The 23,549-nt window shown below is 69.4% G+C and carries 21 protein-coding genes and 1 pseudogene; 13 read left to right on the top strand and 9 right to left on the bottom strand.

The window, feature by feature from the left end; genetic code table 11:
• Positions 1–15: 15 nt before the first annotated feature.
• The 3 genes from ACIP4Z_RS06230 to ACIP4Z_RS06220 all read right to left on the bottom strand — a co-directional run bounded on the left by ACIP4Z_RS06230 (position 16) and on the right by ACIP4Z_RS06220 (position 3,184).
• The gene (locus tag ACIP4Z_RS06230) at positions 16–1,284 is read right to left on the bottom strand and encodes an MFS transporter (RefSeq protein WP_355336655.1); all 1,269 of its coding nucleotides are present in this window, start codon (positions 1,282–1,284) and stop codon (positions 16–18) included.
• A gap of 149 nt (positions 1,285–1,433) precedes the next feature.
• The gene (locus ACIP4Z_RS06225; RefSeq protein ID WP_355336654.1) at positions 1,434–2,516 is read right to left on the bottom strand and encodes an inositol-3-phosphate synthase; all 1,083 of its coding nucleotides are present in this window, start codon (positions 2,514–2,516) and stop codon (positions 1,434–1,436) included.
• Between the two features lie 23 nt (positions 2,517–2,539).
• On the bottom strand, positions 2,540–3,184 hold the full coding sequence (locus ACIP4Z_RS06220) for a PadR family transcriptional regulator (protein WP_355336653.1): 645 nt from the start codon (positions 3,182–3,184) through the stop codon (positions 2,540–2,542).
• 413 nt (positions 3,185–3,597) lie between these two features.
• Between ACIP4Z_RS06220 and ACIP4Z_RS06215 the strand changes: the two genes are divergently transcribed.
• Both ACIP4Z_RS06215 and ACIP4Z_RS06210 read left to right on the top strand, forming a co-directional pair.
• A complete protein-coding gene (locus ACIP4Z_RS06215; RefSeq protein WP_391042033.1) occupies positions 3,598–6,372 on the top strand; it encodes a transglycosylase domain-containing protein in 2,775 nt (924 codons plus the stop codon).
• A gap of 107 nt (positions 6,373–6,479) precedes the next feature.
• Positions 6,480–8,024 carry a glycosyltransferase family 87 protein gene (locus ACIP4Z_RS06210; protein WP_401305451.1) on the top strand — a complete coding sequence of 515 codons (1,545 nt, stop codon included), beginning with the start codon at positions 6,480–6,482 and terminating at the stop codon, positions 8,022–8,024.
• A gap of 39 nt (positions 8,025–8,063) precedes the next feature.
• Here the strand turns inward: ACIP4Z_RS06210 and ACIP4Z_RS06205 are convergent, their stop codons facing one another.
• The 3 genes from ACIP4Z_RS06205 to ACIP4Z_RS06195 all read right to left on the bottom strand — a co-directional run bounded on the left by ACIP4Z_RS06205 (position 8,064) and on the right by ACIP4Z_RS06195 (position 10,780).
• Positions 8,064–9,104, bottom strand: coding sequence for an alanine racemase (locus tag ACIP4Z_RS06205; protein WP_355336651.1), 1,041 nt, complete (start codon positions 9,102–9,104; stop codon positions 8,064–8,066).
• 81 nt (positions 9,105–9,185) lie between these two features.
• On the bottom strand, positions 9,186–10,307 hold the full coding sequence (locus ACIP4Z_RS06200; RefSeq protein WP_355336650.1) for a peptidoglycan bridge formation glycyltransferase FemA/FemB family protein: 1,122 nt from the start codon (positions 10,305–10,307) through the stop codon (positions 9,186–9,188).
• Between the two features lie 164 nt (positions 10,308–10,471).
• Complete coding sequence (locus tag ACIP4Z_RS06195; protein ID WP_355336649.1) at positions 10,472–10,780, bottom strand: hypothetical protein; 309 nt, start codon at positions 10,778–10,780, stop codon at positions 10,472–10,474.
• 279 nt (positions 10,781–11,059) lie between these two features.
• On the opposite strand from ACIP4Z_RS06195, the gene rpsF reads away from it, so the two are divergent.
• The 4 genes from rpsF to rplI all read left to right on the top strand — a co-directional run bounded on the left by rpsF (position 11,060) and on the right by rplI (position 12,813).
• Positions 11,060–11,350, top strand: coding sequence for a 30S ribosomal protein S6 (rpsF, locus tag ACIP4Z_RS06190; RefSeq protein WP_093711983.1), 291 nt, complete (start codon positions 11,060–11,062; stop codon positions 11,348–11,350).
• A gap of 99 nt (positions 11,351–11,449) precedes the next feature.
• The gene (locus tag ACIP4Z_RS06185; RefSeq protein ID WP_355336648.1) at positions 11,450–12,058 is read left to right on the top strand and encodes a single-stranded DNA-binding protein; all 609 of its coding nucleotides are present in this window, start codon (positions 11,450–11,452) and stop codon (positions 12,056–12,058) included.
• A 49-nt stretch (positions 12,059–12,107) separates the two neighbouring features.
• The gene (gene rpsR / locus ACIP4Z_RS06180) at positions 12,108–12,344 is read left to right on the top strand and encodes a 30S ribosomal protein S18 (RefSeq protein WP_031512678.1); all 237 of its coding nucleotides are present in this window, start codon (positions 12,108–12,110) and stop codon (positions 12,342–12,344) included.
• A 19-nt stretch (positions 12,345–12,363) separates the two neighbouring features.
• The gene (gene rplI, locus ACIP4Z_RS06175; protein WP_355336647.1) at positions 12,364–12,813 is read left to right on the top strand and encodes a 50S ribosomal protein L9; all 450 of its coding nucleotides are present in this window, start codon (positions 12,364–12,366) and stop codon (positions 12,811–12,813) included.
• 246 nt (positions 12,814–13,059) lie between these two features.
• Here the strand turns inward: rplI and ACIP4Z_RS06170 are convergent, their stop codons facing one another.
• Positions 13,060–14,550: an MATE family efflux transporter gene (locus tag ACIP4Z_RS06170; RefSeq protein WP_401306011.1), complete on the bottom strand. Its 1,491-nt coding sequence runs from the start codon at positions 14,548–14,550 to the stop codon at positions 13,060–13,062.
• Positions 14,551–14,714: 164 nt separating this feature from the next.
• On the opposite strand from ACIP4Z_RS06170, the gene dnaB reads away from it, so the two are divergent.
• From dnaB to ACIP4Z_RS06145, 5 genes and pseudogenes are all read left to right on the top strand, one after another.
• Positions 14,715–17,636, top strand: a complete 2,922-nt coding sequence (gene dnaB / locus ACIP4Z_RS06165; protein WP_401305446.1) for a replicative DNA helicase — start codon at positions 14,715–14,717, stop codon at positions 17,634–17,636.
• A gap of 223 nt (positions 17,637–17,859) precedes the next feature.
• Complete coding sequence (locus ACIP4Z_RS06160; RefSeq protein WP_401305444.1) at positions 17,860–18,249, top strand: TnsA-like heteromeric transposase endonuclease subunit; 390 nt, start codon at positions 17,860–17,862, stop codon at positions 18,247–18,249.
• A gap of 523 nt (positions 18,250–18,772) precedes the next feature.
• Positions 18,773–18,988 carry a hypothetical protein gene (locus tag ACIP4Z_RS06155; protein WP_401306039.1) on the top strand — a complete coding sequence of 72 codons (216 nt, stop codon included), beginning with the start codon at positions 18,773–18,775 and terminating at the stop codon, positions 18,986–18,988.
• 265 nt (positions 18,989–19,253) lie between these two features.
• A complete protein-coding gene (locus ACIP4Z_RS06150) occupies positions 19,254–19,544 on the top strand; it encodes a barstar family protein (protein ID WP_401305442.1) in 291 nt (96 codons plus the stop codon).
• A 106-nt stretch (positions 19,545–19,650) separates the two neighbouring features.
• Positions 19,651–19,994, top strand: a pseudogene (locus ACIP4Z_RS06145) (transposase); the annotation flags it as partial.
• 51 nt (positions 19,995–20,045) lie between these two features.
• Here the strand turns inward: ACIP4Z_RS06145 and ACIP4Z_RS06140 are convergent.
• Positions 20,046–20,573: a winged helix-turn-helix domain-containing protein gene (locus ACIP4Z_RS06140; protein ID WP_355336643.1), complete on the bottom strand. Its 528-nt coding sequence runs from the start codon at positions 20,571–20,573 to the stop codon at positions 20,046–20,048.
• A gap of 57 nt (positions 20,574–20,630) precedes the next feature.
• Between ACIP4Z_RS06140 and ACIP4Z_RS06135 the strand changes: the two genes are divergently transcribed.
• Entirely contained in the window at positions 20,631–21,584 is a 954-nt protein-coding gene (locus ACIP4Z_RS06135; RefSeq protein ID WP_401305440.1) for a S41 family peptidase, read from the top strand.
• Between the two features lie 14 nt (positions 21,585–21,598).
• On the opposite strand, the gene ACIP4Z_RS06130 is transcribed toward ACIP4Z_RS06135, so the two are convergent.
• Positions 21,599–22,750, bottom strand: coding sequence for an FAD-dependent oxidoreductase (locus tag ACIP4Z_RS06130; RefSeq protein WP_401305438.1), 1,152 nt, complete (start codon positions 22,748–22,750; stop codon positions 21,599–21,601).
• A 79-nt stretch (positions 22,751–22,829) separates the two neighbouring features.
• Here ACIP4Z_RS06130 and ACIP4Z_RS06125 point away from each other — a divergent pair, with 79 nt between their 5' ends.
• Positions 22,830–23,510 carry a TetR/AcrR family transcriptional regulator C-terminal domain-containing protein gene (locus ACIP4Z_RS06125; RefSeq protein ID WP_391042063.1) on the top strand — a complete coding sequence of 227 codons (681 nt, stop codon included), beginning with the start codon at positions 22,830–22,832 and terminating at the stop codon, positions 23,508–23,510.
• Positions 23,511–23,549: the final 39 nt, after the last annotated feature.

Raw genomic sequence — 23,549 nt, 5'->3', positions numbered from 1 at the left:
GGCGCGACGCCGGGGTCAGGAGCGGAGTCGGGTCATCGTGGCGGCCACCCCGGCGTAGAGCAGGGCGAGGACGGTGATCAGCGCTGGGGAACGGCCGTCGGGCGGCAGCATCAGGGCGGAGACCGCCGCGGCGCCTACGAAGGCGACGTTGAAGGCGACATCGTAGAGGGAGAAGACGCGCCCGCGGTAGGAGTCCTGGACGTCGGTCTGCACCACGGTGTCGGTGGCGATCTTCGCGCCCTGCATGGTGAAGCCCAGCACGAAGGCCGCGACCATCATCGGCCCGACGGCGAACGGGAGCGCCAGCGGGAGCAGCAGCACGGCGGACGCGGCGGCGCACACGGTGATCCAGCCGCCGGTGCCGAAGCGGCCGGTGGCCCACGGGGTGAAGACCGCCGCGGTGAAGAATCCGGCCGCGGACAGGCCGACCGCCAGGCCGAGCAGGGCGAGACCGGCGTCGGTGTCCGAGGGGTCGGACCAGGTGTAGCGGCTGAGCATCAGCAAGGTGACGGTCAGGGCGCCGTAGCAGAAGCGCATCGCCGTCACCGCGCCCATCGCCCGTCGCGCCGCGGGCCGTTGGCGCAGATGCCGCCACCCGGCGGCCAGGCCCTGCGCGGTGCCCGCGAGCGCCGTGCGCAGCCGCTGCCGTACCTCGGAGGGATCGGGCCCGAGCCGGTCGCGGCCCAGCGTCAGCGCGGACAGCCCCGCCACCAGATAGACGCCCGCGCCCAGCAGCACGGTCGTCGCGTTGGCCCCGGCGCCCTCGGGCAGGAAGAGGTGCACGACGAAGGCGACGCCGCCGCCCGCGGTCGCCGCGAGCGTCCCGGCCGTCGGGGACAGGGAGTTGGCGATCACCAGCCGCTCGGCGTCCACGACCCGCGGCAGCGCGGCGGACAGCCCCGCGAGCACGAAGCGGTTGACGGCGGTGACCGACAGGGCGGAGAGATAGAACAGCCAGTCCGGCACGTGCAGCAGGATCAGCGCGGCCGTCCCGCAGGACAGCACCGCCCGCAGCAGATTGCAGGAGAGCAGCACCTGCCTGCGCCGCCAGCGGTCGAGCAGCACGCCGGTGAACGGGCCGAGCAGCGAGTACGGCAGCAGCAGTACGGCCATGGCGGAGGCGATGGCGCCGGGCGAGGTCTGTTTCTCGGGCGAGAAGACGACATAGGCGGCCAGCGCGACCTGGAAGACGCCGTCGGAGAATTGGGACAGCAGGCGCACCGCGAGCAGCCGCCGGAAGCCCGACAGCCGCAGCAGCACGCGAAGATCGCGCACAACAGCCATGGTCACAGCCTCACATGACGCGGAAGGCCCCGGGCACGCGACCCGGGGCCTTTCCTTGGTACTGCGGTGGTGCCGTCCTGCGGCGGTGCGGTCCTGCGGTGACGCTGTGGCACCGTGCCGCCGGACGCGGCGTTGTCCGGCTCAGCCGGTCAGCGCTCGACCTCGCCGCGGATGAACTTCTCCACGTTGTCGCGGGCCTCGTCGTCGAAGTACTGCACCGGCGGGGACTTCATGAAGTACGAGGACGCCGAGAGGATCGGGCCGCCGATACCGCGGTCCTTGGCGATCTTCGCCGCGCGCAGCGCGTCGATGATGACACCGGCGGAGTTCGGGGAGTCCCAGACCTCCAGCTTGTACTCCAGGTTCAGCGGGACGTCACCGAAGGCGCGGCCCTCGAGGCGGACGTATGCCCACTTGCGGTCGTCCAGCCACTGCACGTAGTCCGACGGGCCGATGTGGACGTTCTTGGCGCCCAGCTCACGGTCCACGATCTGCGAGGTGACGGCCTGCGTCTTGGAGATCTTCTTGGACTCCAGGCGCTCGCGCTCGAGCATGTTCTTGAAGTCCATGTTGCCGCCCACGTTGAGCTGCATGGTGCGCTCCAGCAGGACACCGCGGTCCTCGAAGAGCTTCGCCATCACGCGGTGCGTGATGGTGGCGCCCACCTGGGACTTGATGTCGTCACCGACGATCGGCACACCGGCCTCGGTGAACTTGTCCGCCCACTCCTTGGTGCCGGCGATGAAGACCGGGAGGGCGTTGACGAAGGCGACCTTCGCGTCGATGGCGCACTGCGCGTAGTACTTGGCCGCGACCTCGGAGCCGACGGGCAGGTAGCAGACGAGGACGTCGACCTGGCGGTCCTTGAGGATCTGGACGATGTCGACCGGGGCCTCGGTGGACTCCTCGATCGTCTCCCGGTAGTACTTGCCGAGACCGTCGTTGGTGTGGCCGCGCTGGACGGTCACACCGCTCTGCGGGACGTCGCAGATCTTGATCGTGTTGTTCTCGCTGGCCCCGATGGCGTCCGCGAGGTCGAGGCCGACCTTCTTCGCGTCGACATCGAAGGCGGCCACGAACTCGACGTCACGTACGTGGTAGTCGCCGAACTGCACGTGCATGAGACCAGGCACCTTGCTGTCCGGGTCGGCGTCCTTGTAGTACTCGACACCCTGCACCAGCGACGCGGCGCAGTTGCCTACGCCAACGATGGCTACGCGAACCGAACCCATACCGGTTGCTCCCTGTGTAATCGTCACGCGGTTCCCCGGTTTTCGGGTCGGCCGCCGTTCTCTTGGTTGTTGTCGTGTGTGTCCTGCTCGGAGTCCGGGCGCGTGGTGCTGCGTCCGGCCCGCTCGGTCTCGATCAGCTCATTGAGCCAGCGGACCTCGCGCTCCACCGATTCCATGCCGTGCCGCTGAAGCTCGAGCGTGTAGTCGTCGAGCCGTTCGCGGGTGCGCACGAGTGAGGCGCGCATCTTCTCCAGCCGTTCCTCGAGGCGGCTGCGCCGCCCCTCGAGGACCCGCATCCTGACGTCCTTCGACGTCTGCCCGAAGAAGGCGAAGCGAGCGGCGAAGTGCTCGTCCTCCCAGGCGTCCGGGCCGGAGTGGGCGAGCAGCTCCTCGAAGTGCTCCTTGCCCGCGGCCGTCAGCCGGTAGACGATCTTCGCCCGGCGGCCGGCGAGGGGTGTCGCGGGCGGATCGCTGTCCACCACCGACTCCTCGATCAGCCACCCCTGAGTGACCAGCGTCTTCAGGCAGGGATAAAGACTGCCGTAGCTGAAGGCGCGGAACACCCCGAGCGAGGTGTTGAGCCGCTTGCGCAGCTCGTAGCCGTGCATAGGGGACTCGCGCAGCAGACCGAGAACCGCGAATTCGAGGATTCCGGAGCGCTTGCTCAATCCCTCGTCCCCTCGTTCCGGCCGGTCGCCGCTGTCCCGTACTGTGTGCCGACCCGATGCCTCCGCACGATGCATCGGAGTGATGTGTCGGTGCGATGTATCGAGTCGATACATCGGGACGATAGAACGGTTCGACACATCATGCAAGGCGGTCCGCGGTGACCGCCGTCACAGCGGGTGTCACAACATGAAACCTGTGAGGCGTCAACCGTCCGTTATGTGATGAACGCTCGCATCGTGCGTCTTTTGACCGTGCGTACTCTGTTCGCCATGCAGAGCACCGGGAACCCTGGGACGTCGGCGTGCGTCTTGGTCCTGGGTGCAGTGCGGCCTGACACAGCCGTACTCAGGGGGACAGACCGGAATGTCATCGATGCCTGCAGGCGATCCCGCCTGTCGAGGAGTAGCTGTTCATGAGCGAGCACCGTCGCAAGCCGCCGCAGTCGCCCTCCGGCGGCCGTGCTGCCGCCAGGCGCGGGGGACAGCAGCCGACGCCCCCTGCGTCAGGCGGCCGACGCGCGGCCGGCGGCCCCCCCGCCGGGTCCCCTAGCGGTATGCCCAGTGGCGGTACGCCGCCCGGCGGTACCCCGGGCGCCGTACCCGGCCGTCCCCCCGGCCCTCCCGGCGGCGTGCCCAGCGGTTCCCCTTCCGGCACCGGCGGCCCCGGTGTCCCCTATGAAGGACGCGCCGCGGCCCGCCGCGCCGCCCAGGGACGCGGCGGTGGCGGCAACGGCAACGGCGGCGGTCGCCGCAGAGGCACCGGCGGCCCCGGTGAACCCGGCGGCCCCGCGGGCCGGGGAGGCCGCAGGCCCGCCAAGAAGCGCTTCATCGACTACCCGCGCTTCGGCAAGCAGGGCTGGCGGCACTGGGTGCCCTCCTGGCGCCAGGTCACCGCGCTGTGCATCGGCTTCGTCGGCACCCTGGTCGGCATCGCGGGCATCGCGTACGCCATGGTCGACATCCCCGACGAGAACAAGGCGGCCGTCGCCCAGAACAACGTCTACTACTGGGCCGACGGCACCCGCATGGTCGCCACCGGCGGTGACTTCAACCGGCAGAACATCACGTACGACCAGATCCCCAAGGCCATGCGCTACGCGGTGATCTCGGCCGAGAACAAGACCTTCGAGACCGACTCCGGTGTCGACCCGATGGGCATCACCCGCGCGCTGTTCAACATGGCCAAGGGCGGCGAGACGCAGGGCGGCTCGACCATCACGCAGCAGTACGTGAAGAACTCGATGCTCGACCAGTCGCAGACGGTCAGCCGGAAGTTCAAAGAGCTGTTCATCTCTATAAAGGTCGGCGCGAAGGTCGGCAAGAACGACATCATCACCGGCTACCTGAACACCTCGTACTTCGGCCGCGGCGCCTACGGTCTCCAGGCCGCCGCGCAGACGTACTACGGCGTGGACGCGGTCAAGCTCGACCCCAGCCAGTGCGCCTTCCTGGCGGCGTTGCTCAAGGGCCCGACGTACTACGACCCGATAGGCGCCACCAACATCGACACGTCGGCCACCGCCGAGGCCAACACCAAGCGCTCCACGCAGCGCTGGGCCTGGATCCTTGACCAGGAGGTCAAGTACGGCCACATGACGGCGACCGAGCGCGCCAAGTACACCAAGTACCCGATGCCCCAGGGGCTGAAGGTGCAGGCGGGCATGAGCGGTCAGATCAGCTACCTGGTCGACACGGTGAACAACTACGTCACCACGCACTCCTCGCCGAAGATCACCCAGAAGGACCTTGACCTGGGCGGATACCAGATCTACACGACCTTCGACAAGGCCAAGGTCAACGCCCTGAAGAAGTCCGTCGAGGCGGTCCGCAAGGCGAACATCAAGCCCGGCGGCTCGCACAAGTACCTGGGCGACGACCCCGACTACAAGGGCACGGACGCGGACAGCAATGTGCAGTTCGGCGCCGCCTCCGTGGTGCCGGGCGACGGCAAGATCGTGGCCATCTACGGCGGCGAGGGCTACGAGCACAACGAGTTCAACAACAACGCCAACACCGCCGGTGTGCCGGTCGGCTCGACCTTCAAGCCGTTCGTGCTCTCCGCGGCCATGATGTACGGCACCAACCACAGCGACGGCAAGCCCATCACGCCGGACAGCAAGTACAACGCCAACGACCTGCTGGTGATCAAGGACCACGACGGCAATGTGGTCCTCGACAAGGAGAACAAGCCGTTCCGGCAGAAGAACGAGGACTCGATCAAGCACGGCTACGTCACGCTGACCAAGGCCATGCAGAACTCGATCAACACCCCGTTCGTCCAGCTCGGCGAGGACGTCGGCCTGCCCAAGGTCAAGGCGACGGCGGAGAGCGTGGGCCTGCTCGACGAGAGCATGGCCACCATGGTGCCGTCGTTCTCGATCGGTACGTCCACGCCCAGCGCGATCCGGATGGCCGACGCGTACGCCACCTTCGCCAAATCCGGCGTGCAGGTGGACCCGTACTCGGTCACCAAGGTGATCCACAACGGTGACCAGATCAACGGCTTCTCGCGGCCCAAGCCCAAGCAGGCGCTGCCGGACAACATCGCCAACAACGTCACCAAGGTCCTGCAGAACGTGGTCGAGAACGGCACCGGAACCAAGGCCAAGGCCCTGGGCCGTACCGCGGCGGGCAAGACCGGTACCACCGACAGCCCCGGCGGCACCCGGTCCGCGTGGTTCGTCGGCTACACCCAGCAGCTCTCCACGTCCGTGGTGATGTTCCGCCAGGACACCAAGGCCAAGAAGCTGCTGCCGATGTCCGGCACCGGCGGCAACTCCTCCATCCACGGTGGTGACCTCCCGGCCACCATCTGGACCGACTACATGAAGGCCGCCCTCGGCAACTCCGAGGACCCCGGCTTCCCGGACGCCAGCAAGATCGGCGAACCGCAGAACGAGCCCGGCGCCCCGTCGCCGACGCCGTCCATGACGACGCCGCCGCCGAGCCCGACCGACACCGCGACCACCCCGCCGCCCACCACGACGACGCCGCCGACCACCCCGCCGACGACGCCGCCCACCACGCCGCCCACCACGCCGAGCGGCCCGTGCCTGCCGTGGGACCAGACCTGCAACACGCCGACGCCGAGCGACACCCCGACCACGTCGGGCAGCACCGGAGGACCGGGCGGCGGCGGAGGCAACAGCGGCGGAACATCCACCCGCAAACCCGGCGACGGAGGATGACGGACGGCGGCTGACGGGGGACGGCGACCGTCGCTGACAGCAGACAGCGACGGTTGGTGTCCCCGGGGACTCTCGCTCACACAGACCGGTACGGCAGGATGTTCGCCATGACGAGCGTGCGCGACCGCGAAGAGGCCGACCGGCGAGAGCTCCCCGTGCGACCCTCCGACGAGGACCCGGTCGCCGCGGCCGGCAGTGAGTTCCTGGGCGGGCCCACCGGACGGTGGGCCCGCTCCGGCGGTTACCGCTGGTGGAACCCGGTCCGCGTGATGGTGCTCGTCGTCATCGGGATGTTCGCCCTCGGCATGGCGCAGAAAGCGTCCTGCTACTCCGGCGGCTGGTTCCAGGGCGGCTCCCCGCAGTACATCCACGCCTGCTACTCCGACATCCCGCACCTGTACTCGCAGCGCGGCTTCGCCACCGACCTGGTCCCGTACTTCGACCGCATCCCGGACTCGGTCTCCGGCAGCGGCTTCCACTACCTCGAGTACCCGGTGCTCACCGGCCTGTTCATGGAGGTCGCCTCCTGGCTGACCCCGCACGGCGGCGACCTCCAGCACCGCGCGCAGATCTACTGGATCGTGAACTCCGCGATGCTGATGATCTGCGCGGTCGTCCTCGTCACGTGCGTGGCGCGCACCCAGCGGCGGCGCCCCTGGGACGGCCTGCTCATCGCCCTGTCCCCCGCGCTCGCGCTCACCGCGACCATCAACTGGGACCTGTTCGCCGTCGCCCTGACCGCCGTCGGCATGCTGCTGTGGGCCCGCAGCCGACCGCTGGCCGCGGGCATCCTGATCGGCCTGGCCACCGCGGCCAAGCTCTACCCCGTCCTGCTGCTGCTCGCGCTGTTCCTGCTGTGCCTGCGCGCCGGGCGGCTACGGGCCTTCGGCACGGCGCTCGGCGGCGCCGTCCTGTCCTGGCTGGTGGTCAACGGCCCGGTGATCCTGCTCGCCCGGCACGGCTGGTCGGAGTTCTACAGCTTCAGCCGCACCCGCGGCGTCGACTACGGCTCGCTGTGGCTGATCGTCATGCAGCGCACCGGCAACCCGCTGACCGGCGTGAGCGCGTACGTGGCCGCCCTGATGCTGCTGCTGTGCGCCGGGATCGCCGCCCTCGCGCTGTACGCCCCGCGCCGCCCGCGCTTCGCACAGCTCGCCTTCCTGCTGGTGGCCGCGCTGGTGATCAGCAACAAGGTCTACTCGCCGCAGTACGTGCTGTGGCTGCTCCCGCTCGCCGTGCTCGCCCGCCCGCGCTGGCGCGACCTGCTGATCTGGCAGGGCGCCGAGGTGCTGTACTTCATCGGCATCTGGATGCAGCTCGCGTACGTCACCGGCGGCACCAAGCACCACGGTCTGTCCGCCGACGGCTACCACCTCGCCATCGCCGTGCACCTGCTCGGCACGCTCTACCTGTGCGGCATGGTCATCCGCGACATCCTCCTGCCGCAGCACGACGTACTGCGGCAGGACGGCGACGACGACCCCTCGGGCGGAATCCTGGACGGCGCGGAGGACGTGTTCGTGCTCGGCGCCGTCCACCACGAGCCGCGGCACGCGGCGCCCTTCGCCGGACAGCGGGTCGAGTGGGGTACCACGATGCCGACGGACTCCGCGCCCACGACGCCTTCGCCCGCGGTGGACGAGAAGGACTAGACGGCTGGAGAAGAAGCCGAGGAGGGAGCGACAGGCGTCCTACGACGGGTGGCGGTCCACGACCCGGTCGAACTGGGTCGTGGTGTGCCGCAGGTGCGCCACCAGCTCGTCGCCCACCGCGGGCGGCGCCACGTCACCCGGCAGGAACAGGATCGACACCTGCATGTGCGGCGGCTCCGCGAACCAGCGCTGCTTGCCCGCCCACACGAACGGCGACAGATTGCGGTTGACGGTCGCCAGGCCCGCCCGCGCGACCCCCTTGGCCCGCGGCATCAGACCGTGCAGCGCCTTCGGCGCCTCCAGGCCCACACCGTGCGAGGTGCCGCCCGCCACGACCACCAGATGGCCGTCGGCGGCCGACTTCTCCTGCCGGTAGCCGTACCGGTCGCCCTTGACGATCCGCGTGACGTCGAGCACCGCGCCGCGGTACTCCGTCGCGTCGTGGTCGCCGAGCCACATCAGCGTGCCGATCCGCGCCCGGAACCTGGTCTGCGGGAACTGCTGCCTGAGCTGCGCCAGTTCGGTCGCCTTGAGGTGGCTGACGAACATCGTGTGCAGCGGCAGCCGGGCCGCCCGCAGCCGCTCCATCCAGGCGAAGACCTCCTCGACCGCGTCCGTACCGTCGGTGCGGTCCAGCGGCAGGTGGATCGCGAAACCCTCCAGGCGTACGTCGTCTATCGCCGTGTGCAGCTTGACCAGGTCGTCCTCGGCCACGCCGTGCCGGCGCATGCTGCTCATCACCTCGATGACCACCCGCGCGCCGACCAGACCGCGCACACCCTCCACCGAGGACACCGAGCGGATCGCCCGGTCCGGCAGCGGCACCGGCTCCTCGCCCAGCCGGTACGGGGTCAGCACCAGCAGGTCGCCGCTGAAGTAGTCCTTGATCCGGGCGGCCTCGTACGTCGTGCCGACGGCGAGCATGTCGGCGCGCAGCCGGGTCGCCTCGTCGGCGAGGCGCTCATGGCCGAAGCCGTACCCGTTCCCCTTGCATACCGGCACGATGCCGGGGAACTGGTCCACCACGGACTGGTGGTGTGCACGCCAGCGTGCGGTGTCGACGTACAGGGTGAGGGCCATGGCCTGGTCGGGACCTTTCCTTGAGCGAGCCTTCGGCGGGCCGCGCGCGGGCCTTGTCGTGGCCCATGCGCGGGCCCGGGGTCAGCGACGCGACATGTAGATGTCGAGCGCCTTGTGGAGCAGCTTGTTGAGCGGGAAATCCCACTCGCCCAAGTATTCGGCAGCCTGCCCGCCCGTGCCCACCTTGAACTGAATCAGACCGAACAAATGGTCGTTCTCGTCCAGGGAATCGCTGATTCCGCGCAGATCGTAGACGCTGGCGCCCATCGCGTACGCGTCCCGCAGCATCCGCCACTGCATCGCGTTGGACGGCCGCACCTCACGCTTGTGGTTCGCCGAGGCGCCGTAGGAGTACCAGACGTGCCGGCCGACGGTCAGCATCGTCGCCGCGGCGACCGCCTCGCCCTCGTGCACCGCCAGGTAGAGCCGCATGCGGTTGGGGTCCTCGGCGTTCAGCGAGGTCCACATCCGCTGGAAGTACGACAGCGGGCGCGGCCTGAAGTGGTCGCGCTCGGCCGTCACCTCGTAGAGCTTCTGCCAGGTCGGCAGGTCGTCGTAGCCGGCCTGGACCACCTCGACACCGGCCTTCTCGGCCTTCTTGATGTTGCGCCGCCAGAGCTGGTTGAAGCCCTTGAGGATGTCGTCCAGCGAACGGTTCTCCAGCGGGACCTGGTACACGTACCGCGGCTGTACGTCGCCGAAGCCCGCGCCGCCGTCCTCGCCCTGCTGCCAGCCCATCCGGCGCAGCTTGTCCGCGACCTCGAAGGCGCGCGGTTCGATGAAGTCGGCCTCCACGTCGCGCAGCCGCTTGACGTCCTGGTCGGCGATGCCGGTCTTGATGGTGTTCGCCTCCCACCGGCGGATGATCACCGGCGGGCCCATCTTCACGGTGAAGGCGCCCTGCTGCTTGAGGTGGGCGAGCATCGGCTTCAGCCACTCGTCCAGGTTGGGCGCGTACCAGTTGATGACCGGGCCCTCGGGCAGATACGCCAGGTACCGCTTGACCTTCGGGATCTGCCGGTAGAGCACCAGACCGGCGCCGACGATCTGGCCGGTCCTGTCGTCGATCCAGCCGAGATTCTCCGACCGCCACTCCGACTTCACATCAGCCCATGCCGGGACCTGGCAGTGGCTTGCCGAGGGCAGGCTCTGGATGTACGCCAGATGCTGCTCGCGGCTGATGGTCCTCAGGGTCAGGCTCATGCGGGGCGCTCCCCAAACTCACGACGAACTCACGACTGCGGGCTGGAATGCTCACTACTTGCTTGTGGTGGGTTTCCGGTGCTGTTTTCTGGCCCGAAGCCTACTGCGCGGGGGAAGCGCCCTCGCTACTGCTCGCCGGTGCTGTCGGCGACTGCCGGCCGCCGCTACCAGAGCCCGCCGAACAGCCCGCCGTGCGCGACACCGATGTAGAAGCCGACCGCCGCCATGCCGAGGCCGATGACGAGAGCGAACCGCTCCGCCGTGGTCGCCGAGATGAACTGGCCGTAGCCGCCGGTGAGGATGCCGACCAGACCGGTCCAGGAACTGAGCAGATGCAGGCTGTTGAAGGCCGAGGAGATGATCGCGATCGCGCCGAGGACGACGGTCACCGCGACCAGCGTGTTCTCCAGCGGGTGCGGCCGGCCGTCGGTGTTGAAGGTGAGGTGGTGGGTCCGTTCCGCGTGCTGTGCCATGGGGCACCTCCGTGACGGAGTAGATGTGTCCAGATTGGGGGCAAAAGGGGGCGGATTTCAACCCGGGGGACCTGTGCGGGTAGTCTGTACGGTCTGCACCGGTGTCTGTGCGTGGGCCGGGCCTCGCCCGACTCGGCGGAACGGTCCTCGGACCGATCCGCCGCTCGACTGTCTGTCACTCGACTGTCAGTGCCCCGCGCTACCGTTGCGACGCAGATACAAACCCTCCTGCCACGGAAACGCCGTGGCCGCCTGAGTCCAAAGGAGGTGGGTTCCCCTATGCGTCACTACGAGCTCATGCTCATTCTCGACCCCGATCTTGAGGAGCGCGCTGTCTCCCCGCTGATCGAGTCCTTCCTCGCCGTCGTCCGCAATGGTGGCGGCAGCGTGGAGAAGGTCGACACCTGGGGCCGTCGTCGCCTCTCCTACGAGATCAACAAGAAGCCCGAGGGCATCTACTCGGTCGTCGACCTCAAGGCCACGCCTGAGGTCGTCAAGGAGCTCGACCGTCAGCTCAACCTGAACGAGTCGGTTCTGCGGACCAAGGTCCTCCGCCCCGAACTGCACTGAGCTCTCCGCTCAGCGCACCGGGGCAGTAACCGAGTAGTAGCCAGCAGTAGTCAGTAGCAGCAGCCAGAAGCAGTCAGCACACCGCCGAGAGGTCATCCCATGGCAGGCGAGACCGTCATCACGGTTGTCGGCAATCTTGTCGACGACCCCGAGCTGCGCTTCACCCCGTCGGGTGCGGCGGTCGCGAAGTTCCGAGTCGCGTCCACTCCGCGCACCTTCGACCGGCAGACCAACGAGTGGAAGGACGGCGAGAGCCTGTTCCTGACCTGCTCGGTCTGGCGGCAGGCGGCCGAGAACGTCGCCGAGTCGCTCCAGCGAGGCATGCGCGTCATCGTGCAGGGCCGGCTGAAGCAGCGGTCGTACGAGGACCGTGAGGGCGTCAAGCGGACGGTCTACGAACTGGACGTCGAAGAAGTCGGCGCCAGCCTGAAGAGCGCGACGGCCAAGGTCACCAAGACCAGCGGTGGCGGTCGTGGCGGTCAGCAGGGCGGCGGGTTCGGCGGAGGCGGCGGCCAGGGCGGCGGCGGCAACTGGGGCGGAAGCTCCGGTGGCGGCCAGCCCCAGGGCGGCGGCGGTGCTCCCGCCGACGACCCGTGGGCGACCAGCGCGCCGGCCGGCGGCGGCCAGGGCGGCGGTGGCGGTAACTGGGGCGGCGGCTCCGGTGCCGCTTCTTCCGGCGGCGGCTACTCGGACGAGCCGCCCTTCTAGGGCGGGCATCCTCACTTCTTGATCGCAAGATCGCATTAGGAGAATCACCATGGCGAAGCCGCCCCCGCGCAAGCCGAAGAAGAAGGTCTGCGCGTTCTGCAAGGACAAGACCGTGTACGTGGACTACAAGGACACGAACATGCTGCGGAAGTTCATTTCCGACCGCGGCAAGATCCGTGCCCGCCGCGTCACCGGCAACTGCACGCAGCACCAGCGTGACGTCGCCACGGCCGTGAAGAACAGCCGTGAGATGGCGCTGCTGCCCTACACGTCGACCGCTCGATAAGGAAAGGGTGACCTGAAGCATGTCGAAGATCATCCTTACCAACGAGGTCAGCGGCCTGGGTGCCGCGGGCGACATCGTCGACGTCAAGCCGGGCTACGCCCGCAACTACCTGATCCCGCGTGGCTTCGCCATCGCGTGGACCAAGGGTGGCGAGAAGGACGTCGAGCAGATCCGCCGCGCCCGCCGCATCCGCGAGATCCACTCGCTGGACGACGCGAACGCGGTCAAGGCGCAGCTCCAGGGCGTCAAGGTCCAGCTCAGCACCCGCGCCGGTGACACCGGCCGGCTGTTCGGCTCGATCACCCCGGCCGACATCGCCGCGGCGATCAAGACCGCCGGTGGTCCGGCCGTCGACAAGCGTCGTCTCGAGGTCGGTTCGCCGATCAAGACGCTGGGCGCGCACAAGGTGACGGTGCGGCTGCACCCCGAGGTCGAGGCCGTCCTCGACCTGGAGGTCGTGGCCGCGTAATCGCGACCGCTGTGTTCCACGTGGAACAGGGAGGGCCGGGCACCCCGATTACGGGGGTGCCCGGCCCTTCGTCGTTCCGGGGTTCCGGGCGCGGCGGGCGCTGTGAGGTCTGGCCGCTCGCTGTGAGGTGTGTCGGCGGGCGGCTCGGCGGGCGGCTCGGGCTCTCGGCGAGTGCCTTGGGCTCCTCGGCGGGCGGCTCGGGCTCTCGGCGAGTGCCTCGGGCTCCTCGGCGGGCGGCTCGGGCTCTCAGCGGGCGGCGCCCGTGACGATCCAGCGGCCGGAGCGGGCCCGGAGCCACAGGGCGGCGAGCCGGGTCAGCATCATCAGGGTCATCGCCCACCAGAGCGCGGTCAGCCCCCAGCCCAGGGCGGGCACGGCCAGCGCGGCGGGCGCGAAGACGGCCAGCGTCCCCAGCATCGACCAGGCGAGATACGGCCCGTCGCCCGCGCCCATCAGCACGCCGTCCAGGACGAAGACGATGCCGCAGACCGGCTGCGCCACCGCGACCACCAGCAGTGCGGACGCCAGCGCGTCCCGTACGGCCGGGTCCGAGGTGAACATCGGCCCGATCAGCGGCCGGGCCAGCGTCACCAGCAGCCCCAGGACGACCCCGCAGGCCACTCCCCACTCGATCATGCGGCGGCAGGCGGCGCGGGCGCCCTCGGGGTCGTCCGCGCCCAGGTAGCGGCCGATGATCGCCTGTCCCGCGATGGCGATGGCGTCCAGGGCGAAGGCGAGCAGGGACCAGACGGTGAGGGTGATCTGGTGGGCGGCGATCTCGGCGTCGCCGAGCCCCGCGGCGACGGCGGTGGCGATAAGCAGGACGGCCCGCAGGCTGAGGGTGCGGACGAGGAGGGGGACGCCGGCTCGGGCGCAGGCGCGTATGCCTGCGGGGTCGGGGCGCAACAGGGTCCACAGGGCGGAGCGTGCACCCGTACGGGCGTCCGTCGCGGGGTCGTGTGGCGCGGGGTCGTGTGGCGCGGTGTCGTGTCGCGGCGCGAGGTGCGGCGTCGTGTCGTCCCGCGTCGGGAGGTGCGGCTTGGCGAGGTGCCGCTTGGCGAGGTGCCGCTTGGCGCCGCGGATCACCACCCACACGTAGACGGCCGCCATGCCGTTCTGGGCGATGACCGTGCCCCACGCGGAGCCCGCGATGCCGAGTCCGGCGCCGTAGACCAGGCCCGCGTTGAGCCCCGCGTTGGCGGCGAATCCGCCGACCGCCACGTACAGCGGGGTGCGGGTGTCCTGGAGGCCGCGCAGGACGCCGGTCGCCGCCAGCCCCATCAGCATCGCGGGGATGCCGAGCGAGCTGATCCGCAGATACGTGGTCGCGTACGGTGCGGCGGTCGGCGACGCGCCGAACAGGTCGACCACGGCCGGGGCGGACGGGAGGACGACGGCGATCACCAGCGCGCCCAGCAGCAGCGCGAGCCAGATGCCGTCCACGCCCTGGCGGATCGCGGCGGGCAGATCGCCCGCGCCGACCCGGCGGGCGACGGCGGCGGTGGTCGCGTACGCCAGGAAGACGAAGATGTTGACGGCGGTGGTGAGGAGCGCGGCGGCGACGCCGAGGCCCGCGAGCTGGGCGGTGCCGAGATGGCCGACAACCGCGCTGTCGGCCATGACGAAGAGGGGTTCGGCGACCAGCGCGCCGAAGGCGGGGACCGCGAGGGCGAGGATCTCCCGGTCGTGGCGGCCCCGGGCGGGCGTGCGGGGGGACGAGGCCGGATCCTTCTCCACTGCGGGCTTGGCGACCGGATTCACATGCACAGGGTAATCGTCCACAAGTAAGAGGTAAAGGCCCCCCTCGACTATTACGGGTGACTGCGTAGAGTGATCTCCTCCGCGTTGTTTGTGGCGATCTTGGGCCGACCGTGAATTTTTTTCTCCTGCACAGGCTATGGATGGAGAAAGGCCAGGTCAGAGCCGTTCCCTTGAGTAGATTGTCAGCTTGTCCACAGCGTCGTCCCAAGGGCTGTACACAGGTTGGGGCCACTTCTCCACAGGTATGCCGCCGCCGTCCACACCCCCTGTGGATAACCGGGTTGGTCAGGGCCGCCGAGAGCCCTACCGTGGACCGTCCCCCGACGCGCCGCGAGCGGCCCCGGGTGACTCAAATGTCGGCGCCGTGCCGTAAGAAAGAGCCGTGCCCCACGAACGCGTGGCACGTAACGGGGTGCGGTCGAACGCGGTCGAACGGTCCGCAGGGACGGGAGGAGGTGGCGCGGATGAGCCAGCCCGAACCCGCGGACGAGCACTGGGGGGAAGCACCCCCGGAAGCCGGTCCGAGCGACCGGCCCCCCGTCACCCGCTTCCGCAAGAAGAACGGCAACGACGACAGCGACAGCAACCGCTGGTCCGAGGGCGGCGGCGGCTTCGAGCGCGTCCCCCCGCAGGACCTCGACGCCGAACAGTCCGTCCTCGGCGGCATGCTGCTCTCCAAGGACGCCATCGCCGACGTCGTCGAAGTCCTCAAGGGCGCCGACTTCTACCGCCCCGCCCACGAGACGATCTACGCGGCGATCCTCGACCTCTACGCCCGCGGCGAGCCCGCCGACCCCATCACCACCGCGGCCGAACTCACCAAGCGCGGCGAGATCGCCCGCGTCGGCGGCGCCCCCTACCTCCACACCCTCGTCAACGCCGTCCCCACGGCGGCCAACGCCGAGTACTACGCCGAGATCGTCCACGAACGCGCCGTCCTGCGCCGCCTCGTCGAAGCCGGCACCCGCATCACCCAGATGGGATACGCCGCCGACGGCGACGTCGACGAGATCGTCAACAACGCCCAGGCCGAGATCTACGCCGTCACCGAACAGCGCACCTCCGAGGACTACCTCCCCCTCGGCGACATCATGGAGGGCGCCCTCGACGAGATCGAGGCCATCGGCTCCCGCAGCGGCCAGATGTCCGGCGTCCCCACCGGCTTCACCGACCTCGACTCCCTCACCAACGGCCTCCACCCCGGCCAGATGATCGTCATCGCCGCCCGCCCGGCGATGGGCAAGGCCCTGGCGCTCGACACCCCCCTGCCCACCCCGACCGGCTGGACGACGATGGGCGCGGTCCAGGTCGGCGACCACCTCCTCGCCGCCGACGGCACACCGACCCGAGTGGTCGCCGCCACCGACGTCATGGTCGGGCGTCCTTGCTACGAGGTCACGTTCTCCGACGGTACGAAGGTCCTGGCTGACGCGGACCATCAGTGGCTCACCTGGGACCGGAACACTCGCGAGGCATTCGACCACGCGAGGCCAGAGGCCACCTCCTACCCGGACAACTGGCCGTCCTGGTCTCCCTCACGGTCATCCGCCGGCACCAAGCCCGGCAGGACCGCGGGCGCCGTCCAGGAGCAGTGGAACCGTCCCGAACCCGAGAGCAAGGCAGTCAGGCCGCGCAGCACCAGGGAGATCGCCGCCACGGTCCGTGCGCTGCACGAGAACAATCACGCGATCCCGGCCACGAGGGCTCTCGTCGGCCCTGAAGTCGATCTGCCCATCGATCCGTACGTGCTCGGCTACCTCCTCGGAGACGGCGATACCGCCGGAAGCGGGCGTGTCGCCTGCGATCCACAGGACCGCGACTGGCTGATCAAGGAGTTTGACGCGGCCGGGTATGACGCTCGTCGGCACAGCAGCACCGGCCACTTCGGTGTGCGTGGGCTGAGGGACGCGTGGAGCCAGCTCGGTGTGTCCGCTGGCAAGCACATCCCGGCCGGGTACCTGCGCGCGTCCTTCGACCAGCGTCTGGCGCTGGCGCAGGGCATGGTGGATGCGGACGGGACCGTCGATGGCGACGGGGCCTATCGGTTCACGAACACCCATCGCGAACTGGTCGACGGATTCTGTGAGCTTGTCGTCTCCCTCGGTTGCGTCCCGCGGGTTCACCACCGCACCGGGCGTACCAGGGCCGGCGTGATCGGCGCGGACTCCTGGGACGTCATCGTTCCGACGAATCTTCCTCTTGCCCGGATTCCGCGTAAGGCGAGTTCCGCTCGAGGGCAGTGGAAACGCGAGCAGGTCACGCGGTACATCACTTCCGTCACCCCGGTCACGAGCGTCCCGGTCCGCTGCGTGCAGGTGGACAACCCGGACCACCTGTACCTGGCCACCCGCTCCATGGTGCCCACCCACAACAGCACGCTCGCGCTGGACTTCGCGCGGACGTGTTCCATCGCCAACAAGATGCCCAGCGTCATCTTCTCGCTCGAAATGGGGCGCAACGAGATCGCGATGCGGCTGCTGTCCGCCGAGGCGCGGGTGGCGCTGCATCACATGCGGTCGGGGACCATGACGGACGACGACTGGACGAAGGTGGCCCGGCGGATGTCGGACGTCACCGAGGCGCCGCTCTACATCGACGACTCGCCGAACCTGTCGATGATGGAGATCCGCGCCAAGTGCCGTCGCCTCAAGCAGCGCAACGACCTGCGCCTGGTCGTCATCGACTACCTCCAGCTCATGCAGTCGGGCGGCTCGCGCCGCCCCGAGAGCCGTCAGCAGGAGGTCTCGGACATGTCCCGTAACCTCAAGCTCCTCGCCAAGGAGCTCGAAGTCCCGGTCATCGCGCTCTCCCAGCTCAACCGTGGCCCCGAACAGCGCACCGACAAGAAGCCCATGGTCTCCGACCTGCGCGAATCCGGCTCCATCGAACAGGACGCCGACATGGTGATCCTCCTCCACCGCGAAGACGCCTACGAAAAGGAGTCCCCCCGCGCGGGCGAGGCCGACCTGATCGTCGCCAAGCACCGCAACGGCCCCACCGCCACCATCACGGTCGCCTTCCAGGGCCACTACTCCCGCTTCGTGGACATGGCCCAGACCTGACCGGGGACGTTGTGGGATCCCAGGTCCCGTGTCCTTTTCCCACCGGCGATGTCCACCGCGTGGCCAATAGGACAGGGGGATGGGATTCATGCCCCGTGAGCGAGCAGTTCCCCTCTTTGTGTACGGGACCGCCCCGTTCAGCGTCTGCGTGCGTGGCTGGGGCAGGACCCCGGCGTTACGCGGCCAGCGGGGCCGCCTCCGGAAACGCGGGGTTGGTGGTCCGATGGGTACAGCGGTGGCCGCGCCGGTACGGCTGAGTGTCCGGCGTGGTGACGAGTCCGTGGTGGAGGACCTGGAGTGGCCGTCGGTGCCGCTCGGGCTGCTGCGGGAGGCCCGGCCGTGGCGGATGTTCCGCTGTTACAAGGGGCAGCAGCACTATTCGGGCACGTACTGGTCGGCGACGGTGGGCGACCACGTGATCTACGAGTCGCGGCTGGAGCTGGGGCGGCTGCTGTTCGCCGACTTCGCCCCAGAGGTGCGGCACATCATCGCCCAGCCGTTCATGCTCAAGGCCGACGTGGATGGCAAGGTTCGCAAGCACATCCCGGACTATCTGCTGGTGACGGACGACGGGCCGGTGGTCGTGGACGTCATAGCCGCGTCACCGGCTTGAGAAGCCGGAGATCGCGTTCAGCGCACGTCTGGCCCCGTTGGTGTTCCGGCTGGCAGCCACCCCGCGCAGTTCGTTGGCTCAAAAGCGCAGAGAATGGCCACGTGACCATATTTCGCTGCGCCAACTGCCGACAGCCTCTAACGAACGAGTTGGTAGCAGGAGAGCCAGTCAGGGGCCCCGAGCGGCATCCGAGCCACGAGGTGGTCCCACCCCGGATGGCCCCAGGAAACTTCAAGGTCAACTTCGATGCCAGCCTCTTGATCCTTCACCCGGACGACGCTCCGGGGACTGCGGTTCATACCGATCCGCGGCGTCTCGCTGGTTGCTGCGGACTCGCCGGCCAGGACGGACCTAACCTCATGTGTATTGGCTGCGGTGTTGAAGTCGCCACCAAGGAGTCCGACTGCTGGACCGACAATCTTGTGGCGCTTATCGCCGCTGCAGTGACCGGTGAGCCCGAGGTGTTGTAGGCCTGGAACGCTCGACGGCCTCCCGAGGCATGGCGGCTGTGGATGATGGTGCGGTGACGAACATCAAGGACGACCACATAAAGGTCCACTTCCGGCTGGAGACAGATGAGGACGGCTGGCCGCCGGTGAGTGTGGAGAGCCTTTGGGCGGTAGACCTCGGCGACGGCACCGTGCGCTTGGAGTCACCGCTGCATGGAGGGCCACAGCCGCAGCATGACCGCCTTCTGGGCGGCGAGTCTTCCTCCCACTCCGCCGGGCAGGCTAGGTAAATGACACGGAACTGGGATTCCAGCGGATGACATGGCGTGGGATGCCCGAGAACTGACCAGGTCAGAGGCGCGGCAGATGACACCGGCCGTGGGAACCTACAACGCTGTAGGGTCTCAGATTTCGTGTCGGAATCTCACGGTCGATGTCGGATGGAAGTCGGATCCGACATCGACCGTGAGACACCGCAGTTCAGCGGAGCGCGATGCCTGCAGGGGTGCCGGGTGTTCGTAGAGTCGCTCGGCCGGCCGAAGAAGTGGGGGAAGCGTGCGGGTCGCCATTGATGGGGCACAGATCGGAAGCCAGGCGGACCTGCACCGGGTTCTTGCCGGGCCTCTGGACTTCGGTCCGTACTACGGGCACAACCTGAGCGCCCTGTGGGACCGTCTGAGCAGGGATGTTGAGCGCCCAGTCGAGATTGTCTGGGAGAACGCAGCAGTCAGTCGTGACCGCATGGGCGATGAAGCGTTCGAGGCAATCGCGTCCGTCCTGGTTCGAGCTGCCGCGGAAGACGAGTCGAACGCGCCGGACGAGAGGCTGACCGTGCGTTTCACCTGATGTGGAGTCCAGCGGCCAGCGCCGCCTGCGACTTCCGACGTGGAGCTGAGACGCTGAGCGTCCGACACAGCGTGAGACGGCGGACGGGGCCGTAGGTCATGGCCTATCGAGGGTGATCGCCCGGTTCGGCACGGAGGTGGTGCCGCGGCCGAGCCGGGCAACCGCGTTCCGGATCCTCCGAGAACTGGAGGGCCGCCATCCGCTGTTCCGGCTGAGCACGAAGCGGAATCGGGACATCGCCGGCCGATCGGAGGACCGTACGGGAAGCTGCGGCCCACGCGGCCGGGCGAGTACGTGCTGATGGACACCACGCGGCCGGACGTATTCGCGCTCGACCCGGTGACACTGCGGTGGATGCAGGCGGAGTTGACCGTTGCGATGGATTGGTACACCCGCTGCATCATCGGTTTGCCGGTGACTCCGGTGTCGACGAAGGCCATCGACGCGGCCTGACCGTCCGTGAGCCTCTTCGTGGGCGGCGGGTGCCGGGGGTGGGGTTGGTTATGGGGTGGGCGGGGTGTGGTGGTAGAGGGCTACCAGGACGCCGTGGACGGGCTGGGATTCGGTGTTTTCGGGGGTCTCGTCGACGAGTTGGGTGAGGGTGTCGCCGAGGTGTTTCGCCTGGGCGGGGCTGAGGCGGAGGTGGCGGAGGGTCAGGTGGGGGGCGACGGGTGAGCGGTCCAGTTCGTGGGCGACGGCGGCGAACATCGCGGCGGTGCCTGCCGCTTGGGGTTCGGCGACGAGCATGCGGCGGGCCGTGCGCTGGTAGGAGTGCTCGGTGCCGCCGCGGACCTGGCGGGTCTCGGCGATGTGGACGAGCCCGGCCTCGCGGAGCACTTTGAGGTGGTGGGCCACGTTGCCCTTCTTCGCGTCGAGTTGGGCCGCGAGTCGGCTGACGGTGGCGGGCCGCTGGCCCAGGGCGAAGAGCAGCCGCTGGCGCAAGGGGTGGGAGAGCGCCGCGAACTGCTCGGGCGCGCTGATCTCCAGGACGTCCTCGGGAGGCGGCGGGTAGGTCGGCTGATCGGACATACCGAAAGTGTCTAAAGTCTTTGACGCTTTCGCAAGGACGGTGCTCTACTCCCAGCCATGACGATTCCGACGAACCTTCACCCGGCCCCTGTCATCGACGAGACGGTCCGGCTGCTCACCGAGCACTACGTCTTCCCCGAGACGGCCGAGCAGCTCGCCGCCCTGCTGCGACGGCGTCTCGCCGAGGGCGCGTACGGCGTCGACGACGCCGAGGAGCTGGCCCGGCTGGTCACCGCGGACCTCCAGTCCGTCAACGGCGACCGGCACTTGAGGCTGAAGCACCACGCCGACCCGGTCTCCCCGGAGCAGGGGGCGGCCGGCCTGGCCGCCATGCGCCGGGACTTCGACACCTCGCTGGGCGGTGTGCCCCGGCTGGAGCTGCTCGACGGCGGCGTCGCCGTACTGACGCTTGGGCCGATGCTGTTCCCGCTGGAGTGGGCCGCGGAGCCGCTGGGCGCCGCACTCACCCTGGCCTCCCGCGCCCAGGCGCTGATCGTGGACCTTCGGGCCAACCGGGGCGGCGACCCGGACACGGTCGCCTTCGTGTGCAGCTACCTGCTGGACGAGCGCACCCACCTCAACACCATGTACTGGCGCGGCGATGGGGGTGGCGATGAGCTTGGCGGCGAGCGCAACGGCGAGCGCAACGGCGAGCGCGGCGAGCAGTCCTGGAGCCTGCCCCACGTCCCCGGTGCCCGCTTCGGCGGCAGCGGGCCGGTGTACGTGCTGTCCAGCGAGAGCACCTTCTCCGCCGCCGAGGAGCTGGCCTACGACCTGCAACAGCTCGGCCGCGCCGTCGTCGTCGGCGAGCGCACCCGCGGCGGCGCGCACCCGTGCAACGGCTGGACCGTACACCCGCACCTGGAGGCCACCATCCCCGTGGGCCGCGCGGTCAACCCCGTCTCCGGCACGAATTGGGAGGGCACCGGTGTGCGGCCGGACGTCCCCTGCGCCGCCGCCGACGCCCTGGACCGCGCGCACGCGCTGGCCCTCGCGCGACTGGCGGGCTGAGCCCTGCCGGGCGGTCAGGCCGGTTGGAAGAACGCGAGCATTCTCCGGCCGGCGTCGGGCGACGTCAGGATGTCGTGGACGCGGGCCGACTCGCGGGCGGCGGCGCCGGTGCGGGCGAACATCTCGCGTTCGTACTCCGCGACGGCGCGGGGGATGTCCTCCGGGTGCGCGGCCAGGGCGAGGCCGAGGAGGGCGCCGTCCAGGAGGGCCATGTTGGCGCCCTCGCCGACCGGTGGCATCAGGTGGGCGGCGTCGCCGATGAGCGTGACGTCCGGTGTCGACGGCCAGGTCAGGCCGACCGGGAGGGTGGTGATCGCCCGTGGCACGACGGTGTCGTCGCAGGCCGCGATCAGGGCGGTGAACCGTGGGTGCCAGCCGGGGAGCAGGTCGATCAGGCGCGCCCGGGCGGCGGCGGGGTCGTCGAAGGGGATCTTGCTGGTGGCGAACCAGTCCTCGTCGGTGTTGTAGAAACTCAGGCCGATACGGACGCGGCCGTCGCCGTTGCGCTGTGCGGCCAGCGACAGTCCGCCGCCGAGCACCCAGTAGTTTCCGCGCCCGACCATGGCCGCGAGGTCGGGGTGCGTGCGGTCGATGTCGGGGATGCCGAGCTCGACGATGTTCTGGCCGATGTGCGCCGGGCGGGCGTCGGTGAGCAGGGGGCGGACCCGGGACTGCGCGCCGTCCGCGCCGACCAGCAAGTCGTACGTCGTACTGCCGCCGTCGGCGAAGCGCAGCAGGCCGTCGGCGGCGGAGGTGAACGCGTGCCCCCACCGCACCGTGTCCTCGGGGAGGGAGTCCAGCAGCAGGTCGCGCAGGTCGGCGCGGTCGACCTCGGGGCGGTCGAGCGGGGCGTCCTCGGGGGTGTCCTCCTGGAGCAGCAGGGTGCCGTCCGGTTCGAGCAGGCGCATGTCCTGGCCTTCGCCGCGGGCTATCGCGTGGAATCGGTCGATGAGCCCGGCCTCGCGCAGTGCCCGCTGCCCGGAGTGGATGTCGAGCATGCCGCCCTGACCGCGCGCGGCGCGTGACGCCTCGCGTTCGTACACGACGGCGTCGATGCCGTTGACGTGCAGCACGCGGGCGAGGGCCAGGCCGCCGAGGCCGGCCCCGACGATGGCGACGGCCGCGGTCGGGCTCGGGCTCGGGGTCGGGGTGGTGGTCGTTGGCATGGGTGTCCCCTTCGGTTCCTTCGATACACCGTACGAGTCGATACACTGTATCGCGACAATGCGATGTACCGTATGCGGCATGTTGGTGTGGGAGCGGCCCGAGCCGCCGAATCGACCCGTACCGGCCCCCCTGGACCGGGAGCGGATCGTCCGCGCCGCGATCGAGCTGGCCGACGCGGACGGCCTGGACGCGGTGTCGCTGCGCAAGGTCGCCACCGCGCTGGGCGTCGGACCGATGCGGCTGTACGGCTACATCGAGAGCAAGGACGAACTGCTCGACCTGATGGTCGACGCGATCCACGCCGAGATCCGGCCGGTCGGGGACACCTGGCGGGAGGTCCTGCGCTCGCTCGCCGAGACCACCCGGCAGGCCGCCCACGACCACGAATGGCTCGCCGACCTGCTCGGCGGCCGGCCGCAACTCGGCCCGCACGCGCTGGCCAGGGGCGAGGCCGTCGTCGCCGCGCTGGACGGGGTCCACGTGGACGCCGTCATGCCCGTGGTCACCGCGGTCGACGCCTACGTGACCGGCGCCGTCCGCCGCGAGATCGCCGCCCGCCGCGCGGAGCGGACCACCGGCCTGGACGAGAAGCGCTGGCAGGCCGCACTGGGCCCCTACCTGGAACGCACCTTCGCCACCGGCCGCTTCCCCGCCCTGTCCACCGTGATCCACGACGCCGCCCACCTCGACGCCGACCACACCTTCCGCCTCGGCCTCGACTTCCTCCTCGACGGCATCGAGGCCCACATCTCGCGCTAGGGCTGGCGCGGGCGCCGCGTCTTGAGCGCGGTCTCGAAG

This window comes from Streptomyces sp. NPDC088910, from assembly GCF_044749865.1.
GTDB lineage: Bacteria > Actinomycetota > Actinomycetes > Streptomycetales > Streptomycetaceae > Actinacidiphila.
The sequence above is the reverse complement of the archived record's forward strand: the minus strand, read 5'-3'. Positions and strand labels throughout refer to the sequence as shown.

What these genes read in the sequence shown, in the direction of transcription:
- ACIP4Z_RS06225 (WP_355336654.1), bottom strand. Translation starts at nt 2,516, where the DNA reads ATGGGTTCGGTTCGCGTAGCCATCGTTGGCGTAGGCAACTGCGCCGCG.
- ACIP4Z_RS06140 (WP_355336643.1), bottom strand. Translation starts at nt 20,573, where the DNA reads ATGTCCGATCAGCCGACCTACCCGCCGCCTCCCGAGGACGTCCTGGAG.
- ACIP4Z_RS06160 (WP_401305444.1), top strand. Translation starts at nt 17,860, where the DNA reads ATGGGTACAGCGGTGGCCGCGCCGGTACGGCTGAGTGTCCGGCGTGGT.
- ACIP4Z_RS06210 (WP_401305451.1), top strand. Translation starts at nt 6,480, where the DNA reads ATGACGAGCGTGCGCGACCGCGAAGAGGCCGACCGGCGAGAGCTCCCC.
- rpsR (WP_031512678.1), top strand. Translation starts at nt 12,108, where the DNA reads ATGGCGAAGCCGCCCCCGCGCAAGCCGAAGAAGAAGGTCTGCGCGTTC.
- ACIP4Z_RS06230 (WP_355336655.1), bottom strand. Translation starts at nt 1,284, where the DNA reads ATGGCTGTTGTGCGCGATCTTCGCGTGCTGCTGCGGCTGTCGGGCTTC.
- ACIP4Z_RS06185 (WP_355336648.1), top strand. Translation starts at nt 11,450, where the DNA reads ATGGCAGGCGAGACCGTCATCACGGTTGTCGGCAATCTTGTCGACGAC.
- rpsF (WP_093711983.1), top strand. Translation starts at nt 11,060, where the DNA reads ATGCGTCACTACGAGCTCATGCTCATTCTCGACCCCGATCTTGAGGAG.
- dnaB (WP_401305446.1), top strand. Translation starts at nt 14,715, where the DNA reads ATGGAGAAAGGCCAGGTCAGAGCCGTTCCCTTGAGTAGATTGTCAGCT.
- ACIP4Z_RS06130 (WP_401305438.1), bottom strand. Translation starts at nt 22,750, where the DNA reads ATGCCAACGACCACCACCCCGACCCCGAGCCCGAGCCCGACCGCGGCC.
- ACIP4Z_RS06125 (WP_391042063.1), top strand. Translation starts at nt 22,830, where the DNA reads ATGTTGGTGTGGGAGCGGCCCGAGCCGCCGAATCGACCCGTACCGGCC.
- ACIP4Z_RS06195 (WP_355336649.1), bottom strand. Translation starts at nt 10,780, where the DNA reads ATGGCACAGCACGCGGAACGGACCCACCACCTCACCTTCAACACCGAC.
- ACIP4Z_RS06200 (WP_355336650.1), bottom strand. Translation starts at nt 10,307, where the DNA reads ATGAGCCTGACCCTGAGGACCATCAGCCGCGAGCAGCATCTGGCGTAC.
- ACIP4Z_RS06135 (WP_401305440.1), top strand. Translation starts at nt 20,631, where the DNA reads ATGACGATTCCGACGAACCTTCACCCGGCCCCTGTCATCGACGAGACG.
- ACIP4Z_RS06215 (WP_391042033.1), top strand. Translation starts at nt 3,598, where the DNA reads ATGAGCGAGCACCGTCGCAAGCCGCCGCAGTCGCCCTCCGGCGGCCGT.
- ACIP4Z_RS06205 (WP_355336651.1), bottom strand. Translation starts at nt 9,104, where the DNA reads ATGGCCCTCACCCTGTACGTCGACACCGCACGCTGGCGTGCACACCAC.
- rplI (WP_355336647.1), top strand. Translation starts at nt 12,364, where the DNA reads ATGTCGAAGATCATCCTTACCAACGAGGTCAGCGGCCTGGGTGCCGCG.